We start from the raw sequence: 25,847 nt of genomic DNA, 5'->3' as shown, positions 1-25,847 counted from the left end.
CCCGGTGCCGCCCGCCGGATCGGTACAGGCCGCCCCGCCTGCTCAGGCCGCCCCCCTGCTCACGCCGCCCCGCCGGATCGGCCACAGCCCGCCCCACCGGGATCAGCTCAGCCCGCCCCACCGGATCGGCTCAGGCCACCCGCCGGATCAGCCCAAGCCGCCCGCCGGAACAGCTCAGGCCGCCCCACCGGAACAGCTCAGCCCGCCCCACCGGATCAGCCCAAGCCACCCGCCGGAACAGCTCAGGCCACCCGCCGGAACAGCCCAAGCCACCCGCCGGAACAGCCCAAGCCACCCGCCGGAACAGCTCAGGCCGTCCGCCGGATCAGTGCCAGATACATCGCGTCGGTCCCGTGCAGATGCGGCCACAGCTGTACGTCCGGGCCGTCGCCGAGCGCCGGCACCCCCGGCAACAAGGGCCGGGCGTCGAGGAGTTCGGCCCCCTGATGCTGCTTGAGGACGTCATCGACGACCGCGCGCGTCTCCGCGAGGTGCGGGGAACAGGTCGCGTACCCGACCACTCCCCCGACCCGCACCGACTCCAGTGCCGTGCGCAGCAGCCCGCGCTGCAACGGGGCGAAGCCGTCGAGGTCCTCCGGGCGTCGCCGCCAGCGGGCCTCGGGACGGCGGCGCAGCGCGCCGAGCCCGGTGCACGGGACGTCCATCAGCACCCGGTCGAAGGTTCCGGGGCGCCACGGCGGCCGGGTTCCGTCCGCGGCGATGACCTGGTAGGGACCGGGGTTCCCGGCGAGCGCCCGCCCCACGAGCCCCGCCCGGTGCGGCTGCTTCTCGGAGGCGAGCAGCATCGCGCCGCGCTCGGCGGCGAGCCCGGCGAGCAGTGCCGCCTTGCCGCCGGGGCCCGCGCAGCCGTCCAGCCACTTCTCGTCGGGGCCGTCCAGCGGCGCGTTCGCGAGCGCCAGCGCCACCAGCTGGCTGCCCTCGTCCTGCACGCCGGCGCGGCCTTCCCGCACGGCCTCGATCGCCCCGGGCTCACCGCCCTCGCTGAGCCGCACGGCGTACGGTGACCAGCGCCCCGGGAGGGCGGCCTCCTCGCCGGAGAGCAGTTCCTCGACGGTGGCCCGCCCCGGCCGGGCGACGAGCGTCACCTCCGGCCGTTCGTTGTCGGCCTCCAGGAGATCCTCGATCCCGGCGCGCCCGCCGCCCAGCGAGTCCCACAACGCCGAGACCACCCAGCGGGGGTGCGAGTGCACCACGGCGAGATGGTCCTCGGGGTCCTCGTCGTACGGCGGCGCGACCCGCTCCAGCCACCCGTCCAGGTCGTCCTGCGCCACCTTCCGCAGCACGGCGTTGACGAACTTGGCCCGCCCGTCGCCGAGGACGACCCGGGCGAGCTCGACCGTGGAGGAGACGGCGGCGTGCGTCGGGATCCGCGTTCCGAGGAGCTGGTGGACCCCCAGGCTCAGCACGTCGAGCACGGGCGGGTCGACCTCGCGCAGCGGCCGGTCGACGCAGGCGGCGATGATCTCGTCGTACGTGCCCTGCTTGCGCAGGGTCCCGTACACCAGCTCGGTGGCCAGCGCCGCGTCCCGCCCGTCGAACCTCTCCGGCCCCTCCTTCTCGCGCGCCTTGCGCAGCAGCGGCGGAAGGACGAGGTTGGCGTAGGCGTCCCGCTCGTCGACGGCCCGCAGCGCCTCGAAGGCGAGGATCCGTACGGGGTCCTTCTTGGGGCGGCGGTAGGGCTTGCCGGGCTTACGGGGTCGGCGGGACTGCTCACTCACGGACAAGGTGCTCCGGGTTCTGGATGACGTAATCCGTTCAGACTACGCCGGGTTCCCCCGCTGGAGCGCCCTGATCACGGCCTGGGCCGGCCGGCGGCACAGCCTCGACCAAGCCTCACGCCCCGAGCGACTCACCGGCGGCGATACGGACCCCCCGGGCCCAGTCCGCGGCACGCATCGGCTTCTTCCCCTGGGCCTGGACCCACAGCAACTCGACGGCGTACGAACCGGTTCCGACGTACACGTTGTTCTTCCCGACGGCGAGGGCCCCCGGAGCGAGACCGGTCCGCTCGGGCACCGGGGCCACCTGTACGAGCTTGAGCCGCTCGCCGCGGAAGACGGTCCAGGCGCCGGGAGCGGGCGTACAGCCACGCACCACCCGGTCGACGCGCAGGGCGGGCGCGGCCCAGTCCACGTGGGCGTCCTCGACGGTGATCTTCGGTGCCAGGGAGACGCCGTCGGCGGGCTGCGGCACGGCCTTCAGGGTCCCGTCCTCGATGCCGTCCATGGTGGCCGAGAGCAGCCCGGCGCCCGCGAAGGCGAGCCGGGTCAGCAGGTCGCCGCTGGTGTCGGTCGGCCGGATCTCCTCGGTGACGGTTCCGTACACGGGCCCGGAGTCGAGGCCTTCCTCGATCAGGAACGTTGACGCCCCGGTGATCTCGTCACCCGCCATGATCGCGTGCTGCACCGGGGCGGCGCCGCGCCAGGCGGGCAGCAGGGAGAAGTGCAGATTGACCCACCCGTGCGCCGGCACGTCGAGCGCGACCCGCGGCAGCAGCGCGCCGTACGCGACGACCGGGCAGCAGTCCGGCGCGATCTCCCGCAGTCGCGCCAGGAACTCCTCGTCCCGCGGCTTCGCCGGCTTGAGCACCTCGATCCCGGCCTCGGCGGCCCGCTCGGCCACGGGGCTGGCGACGAGCCGCCGCCCCCGCCCCGCCGGTGCGTCGGGCCGCGTCACGACCGCGGCGACCTCGTGCCGCCCGGAGTCGATCAGGGCGTCCAGAGCGGGGACGGCGACCTCAGGGGTGCCTGCGAAGACGAGCTTCATGGGGGGCGGTTGGCCTCTCGGACGGGGAGGTGACGGCAGCACACCAGTGTATGGGTCCGGGCGGCGCCGGGGCGCGCGGGTTGTCACCCCGCCGGCAACCGTGAGGGCGGGGCCGCGGCCGGACCCGCCGCCGGCCCCACGCCGGTGCCGATGCCCTTCACAGCCCGACGCCGGTGCCCATGCCCCTTCCCATTCCCAGCCCCACGCCGGTAGCCGATGCCCTGCCCCGCCCCTGCCGGGTGCAGATGCCCTTTCAGGGGCGTAAACACGTACGCGCGCCCCCGGAGCGTGACCACTCACCCAAAAACGCGTTGGTCAAGAAAGAGTTGACCAAGCGGGCCCCATCGCGGCCCGATCCTTTTCACGCCGGTTCGAGAGGCTTGTTCATGGCCGACCACGCAACCCACGACGCCCAGGCTCGGGCCAGCCTGCACTTGCTGGTGCGGGACATCGAGCGGGTCCGCCGGCAGGTGGACGCACTACGCACGCTCACGGCCCAGCTGGGCAACGTCTACCGCCCGCGCCGCTCCGGCCCCGCCACGGGCTTCGTCGTCTACGGACGTGCCCCTGCCCCGACCGTCCGCCTCGCCCAGGAGCTGCGGGACAGCGTCGAGACCCTCGTCACGGCCGCCGTGGACTTCGACCGCTCTCTCGGCTTCTCGTGGGACGCGGTGGGCTCGGCGCTGGGCGTCACCAAACAGGCGGTCCACCGCCGGTACGGTGCCCGCCGCGCGGCGGCCCAGGCAGCCGTCGAGGCGGAGCGCACGGCGGAACCATCGGGCACCCGCCCGGTCGCCGTCGGCACGGGCGTCTCCTCGGTCCCCACGGTCCCCGCGGCCCGTGCCATGCCCGCACAGCCGGCCCCGGCGGCACCTGTGACGCAGGTCGGCCCGGTGGCCCCGGTGGGCTCCGGCTCTGTGGGCCCAGTGGCCCCGGTGGTCCCGGCGCTCCGGGACGACCCCCGGCAGGGAGCGCTTCCGGGCCCGCGTAACGGCTGACCTCAACCACACCTTGACCTCAGCACACTGCTGCCTCCCGGCGCCGGGCTGCCTCCCGGCACTCGGCCGGGAGGCAGCAGTGTGTCCAGGGCGAGACGCTCCGCGGGGACGACCCGTCCGGGAGGCGAAGCACAGGGCCGAGCCCAGCCCCACCATCACCCATGCCCGGCTCGGCCGTCACCCGATGTCCGGCGGATCGATCCGCACCCGGACCCGCATACCCTCGTCGCCGCCACGCGCCATCCGCGCCGCCTGCGCGCTCTTGAGCGCCGCAGCGAGCGCTGCGCCCCGGCCGGGTGGTACCCGCAGCAGGGCCCGTTCCCAGTGCTCGCCTGGCGGGGGCGCCCCGGGCCTGCGGGGGCGGCCCGCCGGCGTCACCGGCAGCGGCACCGGCCCCAACAGCTCGGCCTCCGTGGGCAGTTGGGCATCGGCGAGGAAGGCCGCGACGGCCTCGGCGGGCCCGGAGACCGCGGCCATCCGGGACACCGGTGGAAACCCCAGCTCGGCCCGCTCGGCCAGCTCGCGCACCGCATGCCCGACGGGGTCCCACCGTACGAGCGCCTGCACGGGTCGCAGCGTCGGCTCGGCGACCACCACCACGGTGCCGCCCGCCCCGTGTCCGCGCACCAGCGAGGCCGCCTGGATCCACCGCCGCAACGCGTCCTCCCCGGCGCGCAAATCGGGCCGCCCCAGCATCGCCCAGCCGTCCAGCAGCAGGGCGGCCGCGTACCCGCCCTCGGCGACGGGCTCCGCGCCCGGTGTGCTCACGACGAGCGCGGGCGACGACGGGACCGTGTCGAGGACCTGTTCCCGCCCCGACGTCCGCACCGGCACCGCCGGGAACGCCCGCCCCAACTCCTCGGCGGTGCGCCGTGCCCCGACTACCTGCGCACGCAACCGGGACCCGCCGCACTCGGGGCAGTGCCAGGCGGCCTCGTCGCGTCCGCACCAACCGCACCTCACCGCCCCCGCGCCCGCGTCCTGCTCTCGCGCTTGCAGGGGCCCCGCGCAGTGCCGGCACCGCGCCGGCGCCCGGCAGGTGGCGCACGCCATCCGCGGTACGTATCCGCGCCTGGGCACCTGCACCAGCACCGGGCCGTCGCGCAGCCCGTCCCTGGCCACCTGCCAGGCCAGGCTGGGCAGCCGGGCGGCACGCGCCGCCTCGTCGCGCGCGAGTTCACCGTCGCCGACGGTGCGCACAAGTGGCGCCGCCGCCCGAACCCGCTCCCGGTCCGCGACCAGCGGTCGCGCCCAGCCGCTCTCCACGAGTTGCGCGGCCTCCACCGTGCAGCTCCAACTGCCCAGCAGGAAGGCGCACTTCTCCTGAGCCGCGCGCAACAGCAGTACCTCTCGCGCATGCGGCTGCGGGGCGTGCTGCTCGCTGTGGCTGTCGTCGCCGTCGTCCCAGATCGCGACGAGTCCCAATTTCTGTACGGGGGCGAACATGGCGGCCCGGGTGCCGACGACGGCCCGCACCGAACCTCGCCGTACCGCCAGCCACTCCCGGTACCGCTTCTCGGGCCCGGCGTCGGCGGTGAGCAACGCGTGCCGCCCCACCCCGAGCAAACCCGTCAGCGCGGCGTCCACCCGGCCGGCCGTCCGTCCGTCCGGCACGACCACCAGGGCGCCCCGGCCGGAGGCGAGCGTCGCCGCCACTGCCCGCGCCAGTTCCCCGGCCCACTCGGGCCCGGGCAGCGCGTTCCACACGGCCCGCGGCGATCCGCCGACGGCCAGGGACTCCACGAAGGCCGCGCCGTGCGCATAGCGCCCCCAGGATCCCGGCTCGGGCACGTCCGGCGCGGGCAGCGGCTCGGGGGAGGGCTTTCCCTCGGCGCGTGCGTTGCGTGGCGGGACCGCGAGCTGCAGCACATCGGCCAAGGACCCGGCGTACCGGTCGGCGACGGACCGCGAGAGCCCGAGCAGTTCGGCGCTGAGGACCGGTTCGGGCGACACGACCTGGGCGAGCGCGGCGAGCGGCCCCGAGTAGTCGGACGCGGCGACCCGCTCGACGAGGAACCCGTCGATCAGGCCCCCGCCCTCACGCCGCCCGTCCCGGACGCGGTGCCGCCCGGCCCCGAACCGCACCCGCACCCGTACGCCGGGCTGCGCGTCGGCGTCCAGCTCCGCGGGGACCGCGTAGTCGAAGTACCGGTCCAGGTGGAGGACGCCCTTGTCGACGAGCACCCGCGCCACCGGCAGCTCCCCGGCGAGCGCGGCACCACGCCACGTCCGGGGTTTCGCCCGGGGTTCCTTGGCCCGGCGCACGCTCTCCCGGATGAGCGCGAGCTGCTCCGGCGCGGCGCTGTGCGCGCCACCGTCCCCGGGCCTGTTCTCGCTGCTCACCCTTGCATTCCTACCAGACCCCACCGACAGCGCGGCGCCGCCCGGGACCGGTCGGGAACGTGCCGGGGCCCGGCACGCAAGGTGCGTGCCGGGCCCCGGTGAAGAGCGGAAGGACTACAGTCCGACAGCCTTGCGCAGCTCCTCCACCCGGTCGGTCCGCTCCCAGGTGAAGTCCGGCAGCTCGCGGCCGAAGTGACCGTAGGCGGCCGTCTGGGAGTAGATCGGACGGAGCAGGTCGAGGTCGCGGATGATGGCGGCCGGGCGGAGGTCGAAGACCTCGGTGATGGCGTTCTCGATCTTCTCCGCGTCGACCTTCGCGGTGCCGAAGGTCTCGACGAACAGACCGACGGGCTCGGCCTTGCCGATGGCGTACGCGACCTGCACCTCGCAGCGCGTCGCGAGGCCGGCCGCGACCACGTTCTTGGCGACCCAGCGCATCGCGTACGCGGCGGAGCGGTCGACCTTGGACGGGTCCTTGCCGGAGAAGGCGCCGCCACCGTGGCGGGCCATGCCGCCGTAGGTGTCAATGATGATCTTCCGGCCGGTGAGGCCCGCGTCACCCATCGGGCCGCCGATCTCGAAGCGGCCGGTGGGGTTGACCAGCAGGCGGTAGCCCTCGGTGTCCAGCTTGATGCCGTCGTCCAGCAGCGCCTTCAGCTCGGCCTCGACCACGAACTCGCGGATGTCGGGGGCCAGCAGGGAGTCGAGGTCGATGTCGCTCGCGTGCTGCGAGGAGACCACCACCGTGTCCAGACGGACCGCCTTGTCACCGTCGTACTCGATGGTGACCTGGGTCTTTCCGTCGGGGCGCAGGTAGGGGATCGTGCCGTTCTTGCGGACCTCCGACAGGCGGCTCGACAAGCGGTGCGCCAGGAAGATCGGCAGCGGCATCAGGGTGGGCGTCTCGTCCGTCGCGTAGCCGAACATTAGGCCCTGGTCGCCCGCGCCCTGCTTGTCGAGCTCGTCCTCATCCCCCTCGACCCGGGACTCGTAGGCGGTGTCCACACCCTGCGCGATGTCCGGCGACTGGGCACCGATCGACACCGAGACACCACAGGAGGCGCCGTCGAAGCCCTTCTTGGAGGAGTCGTAACCGATCTCGAGGATCTTGTCGCGCACCAGCTGCGCGATCGGCGCGTACGCCTGGGTGGTGACCTCACCGGCCACGTGCACCAGACCGGTCGTGATCAGGGTCTCGACCGCGACCCGGGACGTGGGGTCCTCGCGCAGAAGCGCGTCGAGAATGGTGTCACTGATCTGGTCAGCGATCTTGTCGGGGTGGCCCTCGGTCACGGACTCCGAGGTGAACAGGCGACGGGACACAACGCTCCCTGTGGTTGCAGCGGCTGCTGGCTGATCATGGGCGGACGGGACGGGGGCTGCGCCCGGCGTCGTCCGCGAACAGTTTATCGGTCGTGCCCGGCCGCCGGTCCAAGTGTCTCGCCCCTCGGGTGCCGGTGACCTGCGGCACGGGCATTCTGCCAATGCGGTGCGGCCTTCGCCAGGGTCGCCACGCCCCAATGTACGGGCATCAGCGGTCTGATGGACCGAACTTGAACCTTCAGCCCAATCGGCTGAGAACCAGGTCCCACACGGTGTCGGCGAGGGCTTCCTTGGGCCCGTGCGGCACCGGCGTCTCGCTGCCGTCGGCGCCCAGCACCACGGCTTCGTTCTCCTCGGAGCCGAACGTCCTGCGCTCCCCCACCTCGTTCACCACGAGAAGATCACAACCCTTTCGCTCCAGCTTCGCCCGGCCGTTGGCGAGGACGTCGTCGGTCTCCGCGGCGAAGCCGACGATCACCTGGCCGGGGCGGGCGCGCTCGGCCGAGATCTCGGCGAGGACGTCCGGATTGCGCACGAGGGTGATCGGCTCGGGGTCCTGGCCGTCCTTCTTCTTGATCTTTCCGGTGGCGTACGCCGCCGGGCGGAAGTCGGCGACCGCGGCGGCCATAACCACGGCGTCGGCGTCCGGCGCCGCCTTCAGTACCGCCTCGCGGAGCTGAACGGCCGTCCCGACCTGGACGACGTCCACGCCCGCCGGGTCCGGCAGGGTGGTGTTCGCGGCGATCAGTGTGACGCGGGCCCCCCGTGCGGCGGCCGTCCGGGCGAGGGCGTATCCCTGCTTCCCGGAGGAGCGGTTGCCGAGGAAGCGGACGGGGTCGAGGGGTTCCCGGGTACCGCCGGCGCTGACGACGACATGGCGGCCCGCCAGGTCCGGCTCACGTACGCCCCGGGCGAGCACTCGGCGGCAGACGTCGAAGATCTCGGCCGGGTCGGGCAGCCGGCCCTTGCCCGTGTCGACACCCGTCAGCCGGCCCACCGCCGGTTCGATCACGAGGGCGCCGCGGCGGCGGAGCGTCGCCACGTTCTCCTGAGTGGCCGGGTGCTCCCACATCTCGGTGTGCATGGCGGGGGCGAAGACGACGGGGCAGCGGGCGGTGAGCAGGGTGTTGGTGAGGAGGTCGTCGGCGAGGCCGTGTGCCGCCCTGGCCAGCGTGTCAGCCGTCGCCGGGGCCACGACCACCAGGTCGGCCTGCTGTCCGATGCGTACGTGCGGAACCTCGTGGACGTCTTCCCAGACCTCGGTGGAGACCGGGTTGCCGGAGAGCGCGGACCAGGTGGCCGCGCCGACGAAGTGCAGCGCCGAGGCGGTGGGCACGACGCGGACGTCGTGACCCGATTCGGTCAGTCTGCGCAGCAGCTCACAGGCCTTGTACGCGGCGATGCCGCCACTGACCCCCAGCACGACCTTCGGCTTGTCCACCGTCTCTCCCGTCTCGCCCCGGACTCGGCTCCCGTACGAACTCCATGAGACACCACAGGCCTGACAGCCGTGCTGTCAGGCCTGTGGAAAAGACTCAATGAAACTTCTGTGCGGTGAGAAAACTACTGCGCCGGGCCCTCGACGGCCTCGGACGTCAGCAGACCCGCGTTGATCTCGCGCAGGGCGATCGAGAGCGGCTTCTCGTGGACGTGGGTGTCGACGAGCGGACCGACGTACTCGAGGAGGCCCTCGCCGAGCTGCGAGTAGTACGCGTTGATCTGGCGGGCCCGCTTGGCCGCGTAGATCACGAGGCTGTACTTCGAGTCGGTGGCCTCGAGGAGCTCGTCGATCGGCGGGTTGATGATGCCCTCGGGCGCGGTGATGGAAGAGGACACGCTCTACCTTCCGAAAGATGGGATGAGATCAGACATCTTCAGCACTGATCACACAACGTCCATCAAGGCTAGCAGCTCACGCGCCACGTCCTCGACGGAGGTGTTGACCAGGGTGACGTCGAACTCGGGCTCGGCCGCGAGTTCGACCTTGGCCGCCTCCAGACGGCGCTCGATCACCTCGGGCGGCTCGGTGCCCCGTCCGGTGAGTCTGCGCACCAGCTCCTCCCAGGAGGGCGGGGCCAGGAACACCAGCTGGGACTCGGGCATCGACTCGCGGACCTGACGGGCGCCCTGGAGGTCGATCTCCAGGAGCACCGGCTCGCCCGCCTCCAGACGCTCCTGAACGGCGCGGCGAGGGGTCCCGTAGCGGTTGCCGGCGAACTCCGCCCACTCCAGCAGCTCGCCGTTGGCGATCAGCTTGTCCATCTCGTCGTCACTGACGAAGAAATAGTGGACCCCGTGCTGCTCACCGGGGCGGGGCTTGCGGGTCGTCGCCGAGACCGAGAGCCAGACCTCGGGATGTTCCTTGCGCATATGGGCGACGACCGTGCTCTTGCCGACCCCGGAGGGGCCGGAGAGCACGGTCAGCCGCGGACGTTCACTCATGCAGCGATTATTCCAGCAATCCCGACGGCCCAGGAATCAGGCGCCGGTGCTGCCGAATTCACGTTCCAGGGAGGCGATCTGGTTGGAACCGAGCCCCCGCACGCGGCGGCTCTCGGAGATCCCGAGTCGCTCCATGATCTGCTTGGCGCGGACCTTGCCCACGCCCGGCAGGGACTCGAGGAGGGCGGAGACCTTCATCTTGCCGATGACGTCGTTCTCCTGGCCCTGCTTGATGACCTCGTGAAGGGAGGCGCCGGAGTGCTTGAGTCGATTCTTGACCTCGGCCCGCTCCCGGCGAGCCGCGGCGGCCTTTTCGAGCGCGGCTGCGCGCTGTTCAGGGGTAAGGGGCGGAAGAGCCACGCCTACGTCACCTCGGATGTCGAACTGTCGGATACGGACCGGTGAGGAACCTAGTCGCCCCACACCTGAGGAGCTACGAGCAACACGCTTCACCCGTTCTCCCCCACTGCCTTGAGGGGCGTGGGAGGTGCCCCCACTCGTCGGAGACTAGCGGCCAAGTGCGCCGTAGTCAGCGAGAACAGAGGAAAAGTCCTGGTCAGCCTCCACTGAACCCGACATTCCGGGCAAAACTCCCCGGATTTGGGAAGGATTTCAGTCGACGCTCCCTTAAGAGAACCTCAAGAGACGCTTGTGGGAGACCTTCCTGGCAGACAGGCCGGTCACGGCACCTGTGGCGGACATCACGCTCAGCCGACGGTCAGCGCGGCACGTACCTCGTCCGCGAACCGCGCGGCGGCCGCCCGCAGCTCCGCCGCCCCGGGGCCGTGCCGCAGCACCCCCCGGCTGACGTTCGGCACCACGTTGCGCACGGCGGCGCCGAAGACTCCCGGGAGGTCCGCCGGAGCCGCCCCCTGGGCCCCGATGCCGGGCGCGAGCAGCGGACCGTTGATCGCGAGGCCGTAGGAAGAGAGGTCACCGAGCGTGGCGCCCACGACCGCGCCGAAGGAGCCCAGCGGCTCCTCCCCGGCGTTCTCGGCCGCGAGGTGCGCCAGCATCGTCGCCCCGACGCTGCGCCCGTCGGCGGGGCGCACGGCGTGCTGCACCTCGCCGCCCTCGGGGTTGGAGGTCAGCGCGAGCACGAAGAGACCCGCACCGCTCTCCCGCGCCAGCTGAACCGCCGGCTTCAGGGACCCGTAGCCGAGGTACGGCGACACGGTCAGCGCGTCCGAGAACAGCGGCGCGTCCTTGTGCAGGAACGACTCCGCGTACGCGGCCATCGTCGAGCCGATGTCGCCGCGCTTGGCGTCCATGACGACCAGCGCCCCGGCCGCCCGCGCCTCCTCGACCGACTTCTCCAGGACGGCGATCCCGCGCGACCCGAACCGCTCGAAGAAGGCGCTCTGCGGCTTGAGGACCGCCACCCGGTCCGCCAGCGCCTCGACGACCGTGCGACTGAACCGCTCCAGACCCGCGACGTCGTCGTTCAGGCCCCAGTCGGCCAGCAGGGACGCGTGCGGGTCGATGCCGACGCAGAGCGGGCCCCGCTCGTCCATGGCCCGGCGCAGCCGCGCGCCGAAGGGTTCCAGACCGCTCATGCCGCCCTCCCGCTGTTGCTGGTGCTGTCCCTGACATCGGCACCGACCGCGTCGGCGATCGTGGCGTACGGGCTGGTTCGCAGCCGTGCGGCGAGCCCCTTGTGGAGTGCGCGTGCCCAGAACGGGCCCTGGTAGATGAAGGCGCTGTAGCCCTGGACCAGGGTGGCGCCGGCGAGGATCCGCTGCCAGGCGTCCTCGGCGTTCTCGATGCCGCCCACTCCCACGAGGGTGATCCGGTCGCCCACGCGCGCGTAGAGGCGCCTGAGTACCTCCAGGGAGCGTGCTTTCAGCGGCGCGCCGGACAGCCCGCCCGTCTCCTTCACCACGGCCGGTGCGGATCGCAGACCGAGTCCCTCGCGCGCGATGGTGGTGTTCGTGGCGATGATCCCGTCCAGGCCCAGTTCCACGGCGAGGTCGGCGACCGCGTCGACATCCTCGTCGGCCAGGTCGGGCGCGATCTTCACCAGCAGCGGTACCCGTCGCTCGGGGACCGTACGGTCCGCGGCCTCCCGCACCGCTGTCAGCAGCGGTCGCAGCGCCTCGGTGGCCTGCAGGTCACGCAGCCCGGGGGTGTTCGGGGAGCTGACGTTGACCACCAGGTAGTCGGCGTGGCGGGCGAGTCGCTCCGCCGACTTCACATAGTCCCCGACGGCCTCCGCCTCCGGCACGGCCTTGGTCTTGCCGATGTTGACGCCGACGGTCGTACGGAAGACGGCCCGGCGTCCGGCGAGCCGTGCCGCGACGGCCGCCGAGCCCTCGTTGTTGAACCCCATGCGGTTGATCAGCGCCCGGTCCGGCACCAGCCGGAACAGCCGCTGTCTGGGGTTCCCGGGCTGCGGCTCGCCGGTGACCGTGCCGATCTCGACGTGGTCGAACCCGAGCATCGACATGCCGTCGATCGCGACGGCGTTCTTGTCGAAGCCGGCCGCGAGCCCGAACGGTCCGTGCATCCGCAGCCCGAAGGCCTCGGTGCGCAGCTCCTCGTAGCGCGGGGCCAGGGCCGCCGCGACGAAGGTCCGCAGCACCGGGATCCTGGCGGCCAGCCGGATCCAGCCGACCGCCAGGTGGTGGGCCCGCTCGGGGTCCATCCGTTTGAAGATCACGACGAAGAACAGTCGGTACAGTCCGCTCACGGTCATCAGTCCCGCGCCGCCATGAGGTGCTCGGCGTGCTCCTGGAGCGAACGCACGCCCACCCCGCCGTGGTTGAGGGCGTCGATGCCCTGGACGGCCGCGGCGAGCGCCTGGACGGTCGTGAGGCAGGGCACGGACCGTGCCACGGCCGCCGTGCGGATGTCGTAGCCGTCGAGGCGGCCACCGGTGCCGTACGGGGTGTTGACGATGAGGTCGACCTCGCCGTCGTGGATCAGCTGGACGATGGTCTTCTCTCCGTTGGGGCCTTCGCCCTCGAAGTGCTTGCGCACGACCTTGGCGTTGATGCCGTTGCGCTTGAGCACCTCCGCCGTGCCAGAGGTGGCCAGCAGTTCGAAGCCGTGGGCCACCAGCTCGCGCGCCGGGAAGATCATCGAACGCTTGTCGCGGTTGGCGACGGAGATGAACGCGCGGCCCTTGGTGGGCAGCGGGCCGTACGCACCGGCCTGCGACTTGGCGTACGCCGAGCCGAAGACCGAGTCGATGCCCATGACCTCGCCGGTGGAGCGCATCTCCGGGCCGAGCACCGTGTCGACGCCGCGCCCTTGGATGTCGCGGAACCGCGACCACGGCATCACGGCCTCCTTGACGGAGATCGGCGCGTCGAGCGGAAGGGTGCCGCCGTCGCCGTTCGCGGGCAGCAATCCCTCGGCGCGCAGTTCGGCGATGGTCGCGCCCAGCGAGATCCGGGCGGCGGCCTTGGCGAGCGGGACGGCGGTCGCCTTCGAGGTGAAGGGCACGGTCCGGGAGGCGCGCGGGTTGGCCTCCAGCACGTACAGGATGTCGCCCGCCATCGCGAACTGGATGTTGATCAGACCGCGGACCCCGACGCCCTTGGCGATGGCCTCCGTGGAGGCGCGCAGCCGCTTGACGTCGAAGCCGCCCAGGGTGATCGGGGGCAGGGCGCACGCCGAGTCGCCGGAGTGGATGCCGGCCTCCTCGATGTGCTCCATCACGCCGCCGAGGTAGAGCTCCTCGCCGTCGTAGAGGGCATCGACGTCGATCTCGATCGCGTCGTCGAGGAACCGGTCGACGAGCACCGGCCGGGACGGGCTGATCTCGGTGGACTCGGCGATGTACGACTGCAGGCGCGTCTCGTCGTAGACGATCTCCATGCCGCGCCCGCCGAGGACGTAACTGGGCCGTACGAGGACCGGGTAGCCGATCTCGTCGGCGATGGCCTTGGCCTCGGCGAAGGTGGTGGCGGTGCCGTGCTTGGGCGCCGGGAGGCCGGCCTCGGCCAGCACGCGTCCGAAGGCTCCGCGGTCCTCGGCGGCGTGGATGGCCTCGGGCGAGGTGCCGACGATCGGCACGCCGTTGTCCTTCAGGGCCTGCGACAGGCCGAGCGGGGTCTGGCCGCCGAGCTGTACGACCACGCCCGCGACCGGTCCGGCCTGCTGCTCGGCGTGGACGATCTCGAGCACGTCCTCGAGGGTCAGCGGCTCGAAGTACAGCCGGTCGGAGGTGTCGTAGTCCGTGGAGACGGTCTCGGGGTTGCAGTTGACCATCACGGTCTCGTAGCCGGCGTCGTGCAGCGCGAAGGATGCGTGGACGCAGGAGTAGTCGAACTCGATGCCCTGGCCGATGCGGTTGGGGCCGGAGCCCAGGATGATCACCGCGGGCCTGGTCCGGGTCGCGACCTCGGTCTCCTCGTCGTAGGAGGAGTAGAAGTACGGCGTCCTCGCCGCGAACTCGGCGGCGCAGGTGTCGACCGTCTTGTAGACCGGGCGCACACCGAGGGCGTGCCGGACCTCGCGGACGACGTCCTCGCGCAGCCCGCGGATCTCGGCGATCTGCTGGTCGGAGAAGCCGTGCCGCTTGGCCTCGGCGAGCAGTTCGGGGTCGAGCTTGGCGGCGGCGGCCAGTTCGTCCGCGATCTCCTTGATCAGGAAGAGCTGGTCGACGAACCACGGGTCGATCTTCGTGGCCTCGAAGACCTCCTCTGCGGTGGCGCCCGCACGGATGGCCTGCATCACGGTGTTGACGCGGCCGTCGGTGGGGCGAACGGCGTCGCGCAGCAGCTCGGCCTTGTCGCCGGGCTCGCCGACGAAGGTGAACTGGCTGCCCTTCTTCTCCAGTGACCGGAGCGCCTTCTGGAGTGCCTCGGTGAAGTTCCGGCCGATGGCCATCGCCTCGCCGACCGACTTCATCGTGGTGGTCAGCGTGGAGTCGGCCTGCGGGAACTTCTCGAAGGCGAACCGCGGGGCCTTCACGACCACGTAGTCGAGCGTCGGCTCGAAGGAGGCCGGGGTCTGCTCGGTGATGTCGTTGGGGATCTCGTCGAGCGTGTAGCCGACGGCCAGCTTCGCGGCGATCTTCGCGATGGGGAAGCCCGTCGCCTTCGAGGCGAGCGCCGAGGACCGGGACACGCGCGGGTTCATCTCGATGACGATGACCCGGCCGTCCTCGGGGTTGACCGCGAACTGGATGTTGCAGCCGCCGGTGTCGACGCCGACCTCGCGGATGACGGCGATGCCGATGTCGCGCAGGATCTGGTACTCGCGGTCGGTGAGCGTCATCGCGGGCGCGACGGTGATCGAGTCGCCGGTGTGCACGCCCATGGGGTCGAAGTTCTCGATGGAGCAGACGACCACGACGTTGTCGTGCTTGTCGCGCATCAGCTCCAGCTCGTACTCCTTCCAGCCGAGGATCGACTCCTCCAAGAGCACCTCAGTCGTCGGGGAGAGCGTGAGGCCGGTGCCCGCGATGCGGCGCAGCTCCTCCTCGTCGTGGGCGAAGCCGGAGCCGGCGCCGCCCATGGTGAAGGAGGGCCGGACGACGACGGGGTAGCCGCCGAGCTGCTCGACGCCCTTGAGGACGTCGTCCATCGAGTGGCAGATGACAGAGCGTGCGCTCTCGCCGTGCCCGATCTTGCTGTGAACCGCCTCAACCACCAGCTTGAACTGATCGCGGTCTTCACCCTTGTGAATCGCCTCGACGTTGGCACCGATGAGCTCGACGCCGTACTTGGCGAGCACACCGTTCTCATGCAGCGCGATGGCGGTGTTGAGCGCCGTCTGACCGCCCAGGGTGGGCAGCAGGGCGTCCGGGCGCTCCTTGGCGATGATCTTCTCGACGAACTCCGGGGTGATCGGCTCGACGTACGTGGCGTCGGCGATCTCCGGGTCGGTCATGATCGTCGCCGGGTTGGAGTTCACCAGGACGACCCTGAGGCCCTCGGCCTTCAGGACGCGGCACGCCTGGGTGCCGGAGTAGTCGAACTCGGCGGCCTGGCCGATGACGATCGGGCCGGAGCCGATGACCAGGACGGACTGGATATCGGTGCGCTTAGGCACGCTGGCCCTCCATCAGGGATACGAAGCGGTCGAACAGGTAGGCGGCGTCGTGCGGGCCCGCTGCCGCTTCGGGGTGGTACTGGACGCTGAAGGCGGGCTTGTCGAGCAGTTGGAGGCCCTCCACCACGTCGTCGTTGAGGCAGACGTGGGAGACCTCGGCACGGCCGAAGGGGGTGTCGGAGACCTTGTCGAGCGGGGCGTCGACGGCGAAGCCGTGGTTGTGCGCGGTGACCTCCACCTTGCCCGTCGTGCGGTCCTGCACGGGCTGGTTGATGCCGCGGTGGCCGTACTTCAGCTTGTAGGTGCCGAAGCCGAGCGCCCGGCCGAGGAGCTGGTTGCCGAAGCAGATGCCGAACAGTGGTGTGCCGCGCTCCAGGACGCCCCGCATCAGGGACACGGGGTGGTCGGCGGTGGCCGGGTCGCCCGGCCCGTTGGAGAAGAACACGCCGTCCGGGTTGACCGCGTACACGTCCTCGAGCGTGGCCGTGGCCGGCAGCACGTGCACCTCGATGCCGCGTTCGGCCATGCGGTGCGGGGTCATGCCCTTGATGCCGAGGTCTATGGCGGCGACGGTGAATTTCTTCTCGCCGATCGCCGGGACGACGTACGCCTCGTCGACCGTGACCTCCTCGTAGAGGCTCGCGCCCTTCATCTGGGGGGCCTGAAGGACGCGGTCGAGCAACTCGCGGTCGTCCTTGACGGCGTCTCCGCTGAAGATGCCGACGCGCATGGCGCCGCGCTCGCGCAGATGGCGGGTCAGCGCGCGGGTGTCGATGCCGGAGATCCCGACGACGCCCTGCTCGCTGAGTTCGTCGTCGAGCGTGCGCCTGTGCCGCCAGTTGGAGGGAACGCGCGCGGGGTCGCGTACGACGTAGCCCGCGACCCAGATCTGCCGGGATTCGGGGTCCTCGTCGTTGACTCCGGTGTTGCCGACGTGCGGGGCGGTCATCACGACGACCTGGCGGCGGTACGACGGGTCGGTGAGGGTCTCCTGGTAGCCGGTCATGCCGGTGGAGAACACCGCTTCGCCGAAGGTCTCCCCCACGGCCCCGTAGGCACGGCCGCGGAAGATCCGGCCGTCCTCCAGGACGAGTACGGCGGGAGTTTTCGAGGCTCCCCGGGTGGAGGTCGTCATCGTGCGCCTTCCGTCTCGGTGGTCGTCTTGATCATCTGGTTGAGGGTGGCGACCCAGTCGTTGTGCTCGGCCGCGCGGTCGGAGCGGAAGCCGGAGTCGATCAGCTTGTCGCCGTGCGCCCAGGTCACGACGAGCAGTCCGCCCTCGGTGAGGACCTTGCCCGCGATGCCCTTGTCGAGCCGGGCCTCGCGCAACTGCGCGACGGGGATGAAGAAGTCCGCGTCCCCGGGCCGTACGACGTCCAGGCCGGCGTCGGTCAGCGTCAGCTCGACCCGGCTGCGGTTGCCGAGACCGCGCGCCACGATGCGGTCGAGCCACTGTCCGGCGGTGGTGGAGCCGTGGTAGCGGCCCGTCAGCTCCAGTCGCGCGGGACCGGGCTCCTCCGGGGCGAGGGGCAGCTCGGGCAGATCGCCCTGGAGCGTGGCCCGCCACTTCCAGCCCTCGCGCATCAGCCAGTAGACGAGCGCGACGAACAGGGCGAGTCCGACGAGCCAGCCGATGCGCGCGGCCCAGTCGGTCACCTCCGCCGACTTCTCTTCGGCGGCCAGTACGGCCGGTAGTGCTTGGAGTGATGTCACGCGAGCTTCCCGTCGACGAGCGTGGCCCGGCCCCGGAGCCACGTGTGCGTGACACGGCCCGGCAGCTCACGGCCCTCGTAGGGGGTGTTGCGGCTGCGCGAGGCGAAGCCCGCGGGGTCCACGGACCCACGGTAGGTGGTGTCGACGAGGGTGAGGTTGGCGGGCTCACCTGCCGAGACGGGGCGGCCGTGGCCGGCGGCCCGGCCGATCTTCGCGGGCTTGAGCGACATGCGGTCGGCGACGCCGGCCCAGTCGAGCAGCCCGGTGTCGACCATGGTCTCCTGCACCACGGACAGCGCGGTCTCCAGGCCTACCATCCCCATGGCGGCGGCCGCCCACTCGCAGTCCTTGTCCTCGTGGGGATGCGGGGCGTGGTCGGTGGCGACGATATCGATGGTGCCGTCCGCGAGTGCCTGGCGCAGCGCGAGCACGTCGCGCTCGGTGCGCAGCGGCGGGTTGACCTTGTAGACCGGGTTGTAGGAGCGCACCAGCTCGTCGGTGAGCAGCAGGTGGTGTGGGGTGACCTCGGCGGTGACGTCGATGCCGCGGGACTTGGCCCAGCGCACGATCTCCACCGACCCGGCGGTCGACAGGTGGCAGATGTGCACGCGCGATCCGACGTGCTCGGCGAGCAGCACGTCGCGCGCGATGATCGACTCCTCGGCGACGGCGGGCCAGCCGCCGAGACCCAGCTCGGCGGAGACGACGCCCTCGTTCATCTGCGCGCCCTCGGTCAGCCGCGGCTCCTGCGCGTGCTGGGCGACCACACCGCCGAAGGCCTTCACGTACTCCAGCGCACGCCGCATGATCACGGCGTCGTCGACGCACTTGCCGTCGTCGGAGAAGACCGTGACACCGGCCGCCGACTCGTGCATGGCGCCGAGTTCGGCGAGCTTCTTGCCCTCCAGGCCGACCGTGACGGCGCCGATGGGCTGGACGTCGCAGTAGCCGTGGTCCTTGCCGAGCCGGTAGACCTGCTCGACGACGCCTGCGGTGTCCGCGACGGGGAAGGTGTTGGCCATGGCGAACACGGCGGTGTAACCACCGGAGGCCGCGGCCCGCGTCCCGGTCAGGACGGTCTCGGAGTCCTCGCGCCCCGGCTCCCGCAGATGGGTGTGCAGATCGACGAGCCCCGGCAGCAGCACCCTGCCGCCCGCCTCGACGACCTCCGCCCCCTCGTCCGACAGCCCGGCGCCGACGGCCTCGATGACCTCACCGCTGATCAGGACGTCCTGCGGCTCGCCGCCGAGCACCTTCGCACCACGGATCAGGATCTTGCTCATCTGTCTTACTTCTCCTCGGTACGGGTGTGGGTGACGGCGGGGTCCATGCCGCCGAGCAGCAGGTAGAGGACGGCCATGCGAATGGAGACGCCGTTGGCGACCTGCTCGACGGCGGTGCAGCGGTCGGAGTCGGCGACCTCCGCGGTGATCTCCATGCCCCGGACCATCGGGCCGGGGTGCATCACGATGGCGTGCTCGGGCATCCGCGCCATGCGGTCGCCGTCGAGGCCGTAGCGGCGGGTGTACTCGCGCTCGGTCGGGAAGAAGGCCGCGTTCATGCGCTCGCGCTGGACGCGCAGCAGCATCACCGCGTCGGACTTGGGCAGGGTGGCGTCGAGGTCGTAGGAGATCTCGCAGGGCCAGGACTCGACGCCGACGGGCAGCAGGGTGGGCGGCGCGACCAGGGTGACCTCGGCACCGAGGGTGTGCAGCAGATCGACGTTGGAGCGGGCGACCCGGCTGTGCAGGATGTCGCCGACGAGGGTGACGCGCTTGCCACCGAGGTCCTGACCGATCCCCGCGTCCCGGCCGACGAGCCGGCGGCGCATGGTGAAGGCGTCGAGCAGGGCCTGGGTGGGGTGCTGGTGGGTGCCGTCGCCCGCGTTGATGACGACGGCGTCGATCCAGCCCGAGGTGGCGAGCCGGTACGGGGCCCCGGAGGCACCGTGCCGGATGACGACCGCGTCGACGCCCATGGCTTCCAGGGTCTGCGCGGTGTCCTTCAGCGATTCGCCCTTCGACACCGACGACCCCTTGGCGGAGAAGTTGATGACATCGGCGGAGAGGCGCTTCTCGGCGGCCTCGAAGGAGATCCGGGTGCGGGTGGAGTCCTCGAAGAAGAGGTTGACGACGGTGCGGCCGCGCAGGGTGGGCAGTTTCTTGATCGGCCGGTCGGCGACCCGGGCCATCTCCTCGGCGGTGTCGAGGATCTGGACGGCGTCGTCGCGGGTGAGGTCGGCGGCCGAGATGAGATGACGCTGCATCTGTCAGGCTCCGTAAGGCAGTTCAGTTCGTGAGGCGTGGCCCTGCCGGAAGGGCACGCCCGGGCAGGCGGGCGCGCTCGGGCGCACGCGCAGGGCGCACGGCGGTGCCGTGCGCACGGTGCTCAGTGCTGTGCGTCCGGGGTGGTCTGCTTCACGCCGAGCAGCACGGTGTCCCGGCCGTCCTCCTCGGCGAGCTGGACCTTGACCGTCTCCCGCAGCGACGTGGGGAGGTTCTTGCCGACGTAGTCGGCACGGATCGGGAGTTCGCGGTGGCCTCGGTCGACGAGGACCGCGAGCTGGACGGCGCGCGGTCGGCCGATGTCGTTCAGGGCGTCGAGCGCGGCGCGGATGGTGCGGCCGGAGAAGAGCACGTCGTCGACGAGTACGACGAGCCGCCCGTCGACACCGTCACCTGGGATGTCGGTGCGGGCCAGCGCACGCGGGGGGTGCATGCGCAGGTCGTCGCGGTACATGGTGATGTCGAGCGAGCCGACCGGGACCTTGCGGCCGGTGATCTCCTCGAGCTTGGCGGCGAGCCGCTGGGCGAGGAAGACACCTCGGGTCGGAATGCCGAGGAGCACGACGTCGTCGGCGCCCTTGGCGCGTTCGACGATCTCGTGGGCGATGCGGGTCAGCACCCGCGCGATGTCGGGGGCTTCGAGCACGGGCCGGGCATCGGACCGTTGTGTGTCCATACGAAACGGACCTCCTTCTCCGCCTCACGGGACGGACCTTAAAGGACGTCGGAATTGCGCCATCAACGGTACCAGGCGGCCAATGCGCCTGATCACCCCCTCGGGGGTCCTGAAGCCCCGCTTCCACGGGAGGGCCGGTCCGGACCATTCGGCTTGACGGGGGAGAGTAACGCTGCGTAACCTCACAGTGAGTCACCAGCCGCGCGGCGGAGCCGCATGTCTACCCGTGTCCGGGGAGCTATATGTCCAGCGAATACGCCAAACAGCTCGGGGCCAAGCTCCGGGCCATCCGCACCCAGCAGGGCTTGTCTCTCCACGGTGTCGAGGAGAAGTCCCAGGGCCGCTGGAAGGCGGTGGTGGTCGGTTCGTACGAGCGCGGCGACCGCGCCGTTACCGTGCAGCGCCTCGCGGAGCTGGCCGACTTCTACGGTGTCCCCGTGCAGGAACTGCTGCCGGGCACCACTCCGGGCGGGGCCGCCGAGCCGCCGCCGAAGCTGGTCCTGGACCTTGAGCGGCTGGCCACCGTGCCGGCCGAGAAGGCGGGCCCGCTGCAGCGGTACGCGGCGACGATCCAGTCCCAGCGCGGTGACTACAACGGCAAGGTCCTGTCGATCCGCCAGGACGACCTGCGCACACTCGCCGTCATCTACGACCAGTCGCCCTCGGTCCTCACCGAGCAGCTGATCAGCTGGGGTGTCCTGGACGCGGATGCGCGCCGCGCGGTCACCCACGAAGAAGCCTGACCCACCTGTCGCGTCGGTTCCCCGCAGACACTGCAGAAACGTGCCGCCGGGGTGGCCGGAACCCTTCTGGATCCGGCCACCCCGGCGGCTTTCCTACTCCGTCACAGCGCCGGTCGCACCCTTACCGGTACTCTGCGCCCCCGCGCGCGTTCCGGGCCGCCGTACGCGCTCTGGGGCGCCCCGGAGGATGCGCGGAGAAAGGTCGGCGGGCCCGCGGCCACTCACCACGGGCCCGCCGATGACCTCCGGTCGGGGCTGAGCACGCAATTCCCCGCGCCCCTGGAAAACCGGCCCGACAGCCCGAAAACGAACGCTGTCCAGGGCCGGGTAAACACCGCCCCACCGGCCGCCACATGCGGCAGGGAACGCACCCGTGCCCTCAGCCCTACCAGCCGATGCAACCGCCAGCACGCAGCAGGGGACGGGGGGCCGCCGGGGTCCTCCGCCCCCACCGGCCGACAACCACCAGCACGCGACAGAGCACGTCCCCGGGCCCGCCACCCCACCAGCCGACAACCGCCAGCACGCAGCAGGGGACAGGGGGCCACCGGGGTCCCCCGCCCCCACCGGCCGACAACCACCAGCACACAGCAGGGGACAGGGGGCCACCGGGGTCCCCCGCCCCCACCGGCCGACAACCACCAGCACACAGCAGGGGACAGGGGGCCGCCGGGGTCCCCCGCCCCCACCGGCCGACAACCACCAGCACGCAGCAGGGGACAGGGGGCCGCCGGGGTCCCCCGCCCCCACCGGCCGACAACCACCAGCACGCAGCAGGGGACAGGGGGCCGCCGGGGTCCCCCGCCCCCACCGGCCGGCAGCCGCCAGCGTGCGGCAGGGGACGTGCCGGGTTCTCCGCCCGCAGCGGCTGGCGGTCGGACCAGTCCAACCCCCCGTCAGAGCCGGCACCCGCCAGACCGAGGACGGAGAATCCGGCGCGGCCCCGACCCACGAACCGCCGGTAGGCGCGAACCACCGGTAGGCGCGGACCACCGGTAGGCGCGGACCACCGGTAGGCGCGCCAAGCCAGGCACCGGCCCGGCAGCCGCCCCTCCCCAGACCGGCCAACATCGAACGTCAGGCGCCCGGCTCAACCCTCGTCGCGTCGCAGTGTCGGCTTCAGCTCCTTCAGCCGACCGAGCAAGCCGTTCACGAACGCGGGCGACTCGTCCGTCGAGAACTCCTTCGCCAGCTGCACCATCTCGTCCAGCACCACGGCGTCCGGCGTCTCGTCGACCCAGAGCAGCTCGTAGGCTCCGAGGCGCAGGATGTTGCGGTCGACGACCGGCATCCGGTCCAGCGTCCAGCCGACCGCGTACTGCGCCAGCAGCTCGTCGATCCGCTGCACACGCTTCGCGTAGCCCTCGACCAGTTGCATCGTGTACTCGCTCACCGGCGGCTGCCGGGTGTCGGTCCGGGAGTGCCGGATCCAGTCCGCGAGGACCGTCAGGACATCGGCCCCACGTTGGTCGCCCTCGAAGAGGATCTGGAAGGCTCGCTTGCGGGCCGTGTTGCGGGCAGCCACGGTTAGCTGTTCACCCGGCCGAGGTAGTCGCTCGTGCGGGTGTCGACCTTGATCTTCTCACCGGTGGTGATGAAGAGCGGGACCTGGATCTGGTGGCCGGTCTCCAGGGTGGCGGGCTTGGTGCCGCCGGTGGAGCGGTCGCCCTGCACGCCCGGCTCGGTCTCCTGGATGGTCAGCTCGACGGCGGCGGGCAGCTCCACGAAGAGGACCTCGCCCTCGTGCTGCGCGACGGTCGCCTCGAAGCCCTCGACGAGGAAGTTCGCGGCGTCGCCGACGACCTTGCGGTCGATGTGCAGCTGGTCGTAGGTCTCCATGTCCATGAAGACGAAGTACTCGCCGTCCATGTACGAGAACTGCATGTCGCGCTTGTCGACAGTGGCCGTCTCGACCTTGACACCGGCGTTGAAGGTCTTGTCGACGACCTTGCCGGAGAGCACGTTCTTGAGCTTGGTGCGCACGAAGGCGGGGCCCTTGCCGGGCTTGACGTGCTGGAACTCGACGACGGACCACAGCTGGCCCGCGTCGAGCTTGAGCACCATGCCGTTCTTGAGGTCGTTCGTGGAAGCCACGGTTGCGGAATCTCCTGGACTGACGTGGACGACCACGGGGCGGCGCACAGCTCGATGCTCTCGAGGCTAGAGCGCGAGCAGCTCCTTGGTCGTGATGGTGAGTAGCTCGGGTCCGCCGTCCGCCTCGGGGCGTACGACGAGCGTGTCATCGATCCGGACACCGCCCCGGCCCGGGAGGTGGACCCCCGGTTCGACGGTGACCGGCACGCAAGCGTCCAGTTTACCCATGGACGAAGGGGCCAATTGCGGGTCCTCATCGATTTCGAGCCCGACCCCGTGCCCCGTCACAGGTGCGAGGCCTTCACCGTGGCCCGCCGAGTCGAGCACCTGGCGGGCCGCGTGGTCCACGTCACGGTAGGCGGCGCCCGGGGCCAGTGCCTCGCGTCCGGCCCGCTGGGCGGCGAAGACCAGGTCGTACAGCTCGATCTGCCAGTCGGCGGGAGTCGTGCCGATGACGAAGGTACGGCCGATCTCGCAGCGGTAGCCGCGGTAGGCGGCGCCGAGGCAGACGGAGAGGAAGTCTCCCTCCTCGACGCGGCGATCGGTGGGACGGTGGGCTCGGCGTCCGGCGTTGGGTCCGGTGGCGACGGAGGTCGCGAACGCGGGGCCGTCCGCGCCGTGGTCGACGAGCCGGCGCTCCAGCTCCAGAGCGAGATGGCGTTCCGTACGGCCGACGAGGATGGATTCGAGCAGTTCGGCGAGGGCCTGGTCGGCGATCTCCGCCGCGATGCGCAGACAGGAGATCTCCTCCTCGTCCTTGACCACGCGCAGCTGTTCGACGGCGGCGCCGAGGTCGGTGAGGCGCAGTCGACGGGCGACCGAGCGCAGGGCCCGGTGGCGGGCCACCGTCATGTGCTGCTCCTCCACGGCGAGGGTGTCGGCGCCCGCGGCGGTGGCGAGGTCCGCCGCGGCGACTGCGGGGTCGCCTCCCGGCCCGGGCAGCACATGGATCCGCACCGCCTCGTCGGGGCGTCCCTCCGCGGTGTCGCCACTGAGTGGTGCTCCGCAGACCAGTACGTCCGTGGTCCGCCCGAGCAGCAGTACGGCGCCGCGGGGTGCCGCGCCCGCGAGGTAGCGCACGTTGGCGGGCCGGGAGATGAGCGCGGCGGCGCTGCCCCCGGTCATGCATCGCTCCCTCACCCGGTCTCGACGGGCCGCGTACTCCTCTGGCATGCCATCGAGCCTACGAGCGGCCTTTCATCTCGGCCTGCCGAGAGGTCCGGATGGGCGGCGCGCCCGGGGCCGGTGTACCACCGAGCACAACGCCGCCCCCACCGCACAACCCGAACAACCCCCACAGCCCGCACACCTCGCACAGCCCGAGCGGCGCACACAGCACACCACAACCCGAGCGGCCCGAGCCCCACAGCCCGCACAGCACACACAACCCGAGCAGCCACCACAGCCCGAGCAGCCCGCTCAGCGTCCTACCACTTAGGCGGACTCGCGATCGACCGCGCCAGCACCTCGTCGAGCACCCGGGCCGTGCCGGGGACGTCCAGTTGGGAGTTGTCGATGATCGGGAGGCCCGAGCCGTACCAGCCCGCCATCCGGCCGTGGATGCGGGCGACCTCCTCGTCGGTGAGGCGACGGTTCCCGGAGCGTTCCGCGTTGCGCTCCAGGACGATCTCCAGGCCGGGCAGCAGGACGACCGGCAGCAGACCGGGGCCCACATGGCGCTTCCAGCCCCCGAGACCTACCACCGGCCGGTCCGGAAAGACGGCGTCGTCGAGGATGCACGAGATGCCGTTGGCCAGGAAGTTGCGTGCGGCGAAGCCGCAGGTGCGGCGGGCCAGACGATACTGCGCCTCGGAGTGGTCGTTCCACCCCGACTGCGGATCCGCGAAGCCCGCGCGCACCCATTCCCGTACGTCGTCGAGACTGATGTGCGCCGTGGGGACGCGCCTGTGGTCCGCCCAGTACTTCGCGACGCTCGTCTTGCCCGCGCCCGCGGGCCCGATGAGCAGCACCGCGAGTGTGGTGGCCGCGGGATCGGGCCCGCCCGGTGCCGGCGGCGGGCTCGGCATGGCGACCGGTCCGCCCGGTGGCAGCTGCACATGTCCCGTGGTCTCCGGTGCGGGCAGCAGATGCTGTGGGGACACAGGGGCCGCATGGGCGTGCGGAGCGTGTGCGGGCGGTACCGGAGGTCCCGGGGGCGTGTACCCGGGAGGGGGCGGCCCCGCGGGGGCGGGGGGCGGACTCATGGGCGCGGAACCCGGGTGCTGCGGCCCCGGCTGGTGTGCGGCCGGCGAATGGCCGGCGGCCGGTCCGTGCCCCGGCTGAGGGGGCGGCGGCAGCGGAGACCCCACTGCGTGCTGCATCCGGTGCCACTCCGTCTCGTACGGTCAATCGACGCTGGCGAGCGGGGTGTTGTGTCCGCTCTCCCTCACAGCCTAAAGGGCGTGAGGGCGCCCCCAACTGAACGGTACCTTCCCCGGCC

General features: G+C 71.6%; 22 protein-coding genes. 2 read left to right on the top strand and 20 right to left on the bottom strand.

Translation table 11 applies throughout. The annotated features are described in order from the left end of the window. Nucleotides 1-308 precede the first annotated feature (308 nt). Nucleotides 309-1,739: an RsmB/NOP family class I SAM-dependent RNA methyltransferase gene (locus EF387_RS22640; RefSeq protein ID WP_128378419.1), complete on the bottom strand. Its 1,431-nt coding sequence runs from the start codon at nt 1,737-1,739 to the stop codon at nt 309-311. 115 nt (nt 1,740-1,854) lie between these two features. Continuing rightward, on the bottom strand, nt 1,855-2,787 hold the full coding sequence (gene fmt, locus EF387_RS22635; RefSeq protein WP_128378418.1) for a methionyl-tRNA formyltransferase: 933 nt from the start codon (nt 2,785-2,787) through the stop codon (nt 1,855-1,857). A gap of 386 nt (nt 2,788-3,173) precedes the next feature. Here fmt and EF387_RS22630 point away from each other — a divergent pair, with 386 nt between their 5' ends. Beyond that, on the top strand, nt 3,174-3,785 hold the full coding sequence (locus EF387_RS22630) for a hypothetical protein (protein ID WP_128378417.1): 612 nt from the start codon (nt 3,174-3,176) through the stop codon (nt 3,783-3,785). A 177-nt stretch (nt 3,786-3,962) separates the two neighbouring features. Here the strand turns inward: EF387_RS22630 and EF387_RS22625 are convergent, their stop codons facing one another. The 14 genes from EF387_RS22625 to pyrR all read right to left on the bottom strand — a co-directional run bounded on the left by EF387_RS22625 (nt 3,963) and on the right by pyrR (nt 20,570). Beyond that, nucleotides 3,963-6,128 carry a primosomal protein N' gene (locus EF387_RS22625; protein ID WP_128378416.1) on the bottom strand — a complete coding sequence of 722 codons (2,166 nt, stop codon included), beginning with the start codon at nt 6,126-6,128 and terminating at the stop codon, nt 3,963-3,965. 114 nt (nt 6,129-6,242) lie between these two features. Beyond that, the gene (gene metK / locus EF387_RS22620; RefSeq protein WP_128378415.1) at nt 6,243-7,451 is read right to left on the bottom strand and encodes a methionine adenosyltransferase; all 1,209 of its coding nucleotides are present in this window, start codon (nt 7,449-7,451) and stop codon (nt 6,243-6,245) included. 238 nt (nt 7,452-7,689) lie between these two features. Beyond that, nucleotides 7,690-8,892: a bifunctional phosphopantothenoylcysteine decarboxylase/phosphopantothenate--cysteine ligase CoaBC gene (gene coaBC / locus EF387_RS22615; RefSeq protein WP_128378414.1), complete on the bottom strand. Its 1,203-nt coding sequence runs from the start codon at nt 8,890-8,892 to the stop codon at nt 7,690-7,692. 122 nt (nt 8,893-9,014) lie between these two features. After that, a complete protein-coding gene (rpoZ, locus tag EF387_RS22610) occupies nt 9,015-9,287 on the bottom strand; it encodes a DNA-directed RNA polymerase subunit omega (RefSeq protein ID WP_003982715.1) in 273 nt (90 codons plus the stop codon). Nucleotides 9,288-9,335: 48 nt separating this feature from the next. Beyond that, nucleotides 9,336-9,893 carry a guanylate kinase gene (gmk, locus tag EF387_RS22605; protein ID WP_128378413.1) on the bottom strand — a complete coding sequence of 186 codons (558 nt, stop codon included), beginning with the start codon at nt 9,891-9,893 and terminating at the stop codon, nt 9,336-9,338. Nucleotides 9,894-9,929: 36 nt separating this feature from the next. Next, nucleotides 9,930-10,253 (bottom strand): integration host factor, encoded by a 324-nt coding sequence (locus EF387_RS22600; protein WP_026246651.1) that lies wholly within the window; start codon nt 10,251-10,253, stop codon nt 9,930-9,932. Between the two features lie 347 nt (nt 10,254-10,600). Beyond that, nucleotides 10,601-11,449 carry an orotidine-5'-phosphate decarboxylase gene (pyrF, locus tag EF387_RS22595; protein WP_162467188.1) on the bottom strand — a complete coding sequence of 283 codons (849 nt, stop codon included), beginning with the start codon at nt 11,447-11,449 and terminating at the stop codon, nt 10,601-10,603. Further along, nucleotides 11,446-12,573, bottom strand: a complete 1,128-nt coding sequence (locus EF387_RS22590; protein ID WP_128378581.1) for a quinone-dependent dihydroorotate dehydrogenase — start codon at nt 12,571-12,573, stop codon at nt 11,446-11,448. Before EF387_RS22590 ends, pyrF begins: the two co-directional genes overlap by 4 nt. A gap of 14 nt (nt 12,574-12,587) precedes the next feature. Further along, entirely contained in the window at nt 12,588-15,896 is a 3,309-nt protein-coding gene (carB, locus tag EF387_RS22585; protein WP_128378412.1) for a carbamoyl-phosphate synthase large subunit, read from the bottom strand. Continuing rightward, complete coding sequence (gene carA, locus EF387_RS22580; protein WP_128378411.1) at nt 15,889-17,031, bottom strand: glutamine-hydrolyzing carbamoyl-phosphate synthase small subunit; 1,143 nt, start codon at nt 17,029-17,031, stop codon at nt 15,889-15,891. Before carA ends, carB begins: the two co-directional genes overlap by 8 nt. Further along, nucleotides 17,028-17,609 (bottom strand): PH-like domain-containing protein, encoded by a 582-nt coding sequence (locus EF387_RS22575; RefSeq protein ID WP_128378410.1) that lies wholly within the window; start codon nt 17,607-17,609, stop codon nt 17,028-17,030. Before EF387_RS22575 ends, carA begins: the two co-directional genes overlap by 4 nt. Beyond that, the gene (locus EF387_RS22570; RefSeq protein ID WP_128378409.1) at nt 17,606-18,892 is read right to left on the bottom strand and encodes a dihydroorotase; all 1,287 of its coding nucleotides are present in this window, start codon (nt 18,890-18,892) and stop codon (nt 17,606-17,608) included. Before EF387_RS22570 ends, EF387_RS22575 begins: the two co-directional genes overlap by 4 nt. A 5-nt stretch (nt 18,893-18,897) precedes the next feature. Further along, nucleotides 18,898-19,875: an aspartate carbamoyltransferase catalytic subunit gene (locus EF387_RS22565; protein ID WP_128378408.1), complete on the bottom strand. Its 978-nt coding sequence runs from the start codon at nt 19,873-19,875 to the stop codon at nt 18,898-18,900. A gap of 122 nt (nt 19,876-19,997) precedes the next feature. Further along, a complete protein-coding gene (gene pyrR, locus EF387_RS22560) occupies nt 19,998-20,570 on the bottom strand; it encodes a bifunctional pyr operon transcriptional regulator/uracil phosphoribosyltransferase PyrR (RefSeq protein WP_128378407.1) in 573 nt (190 codons plus the stop codon). A 242-nt stretch (nt 20,571-20,812) separates the two neighbouring features. Between pyrR and bldD the strand changes: the two genes are divergently transcribed. Further along, complete coding sequence (gene bldD, locus EF387_RS22555) at nt 20,813-21,313, top strand: transcriptional regulator BldD (RefSeq protein ID WP_128378406.1); 501 nt, start codon at nt 20,813-20,815, stop codon at nt 21,311-21,313. A gap of 1,090 nt (nt 21,314-22,403) precedes the next feature. On the opposite strand, the gene nusB is transcribed toward bldD, so the two are convergent. The 4 genes from nusB to EF387_RS22535 all read right to left on the bottom strand — a co-directional run bounded on the left by nusB (nt 22,404) and on the right by EF387_RS22535 (nt 25,728). Continuing rightward, entirely contained in the window at nt 22,404-22,838 is a 435-nt protein-coding gene (nusB, locus tag EF387_RS22550; protein ID WP_128378405.1) for a transcription antitermination factor NusB, read from the bottom strand. A 2-nt stretch (nt 22,839-22,840) separates the two neighbouring features. After that, the gene (gene efp / locus EF387_RS22545; protein ID WP_128378404.1) at nt 22,841-23,407 is read right to left on the bottom strand and encodes an elongation factor P; all 567 of its coding nucleotides are present in this window, start codon (nt 23,405-23,407) and stop codon (nt 22,841-22,843) included. A gap of 66 nt (nt 23,408-23,473) precedes the next feature. Then, entirely contained in the window at nt 23,474-24,580 is a 1,107-nt protein-coding gene (locus EF387_RS22540) for an aminopeptidase P family protein (protein WP_128378403.1), read from the bottom strand. Between the two features lie 254 nt (nt 24,581-24,834). Continuing rightward, complete coding sequence (locus EF387_RS22535; RefSeq protein ID WP_128378402.1) at nt 24,835-25,728, bottom strand: Pro-rich N-terminal domain-containing protein; 894 nt, start codon at nt 25,726-25,728, stop codon at nt 24,835-24,837. Between the last annotated feature and the right edge of the window lie 119 nt (nt 25,729-25,847).

The organism is Streptomyces cavernae, from assembly GCF_004023625.1.
In the GTDB taxonomy this organism is placed as follows: Bacteria; Actinomycetota; Actinomycetes; order Streptomycetales; family Streptomycetaceae; genus Streptomyces; species Streptomyces cavernae.
Note: the sequence above shows the minus strand (reverse complement) of the source record. Positions and strands in the feature narration are given on the sequence as shown.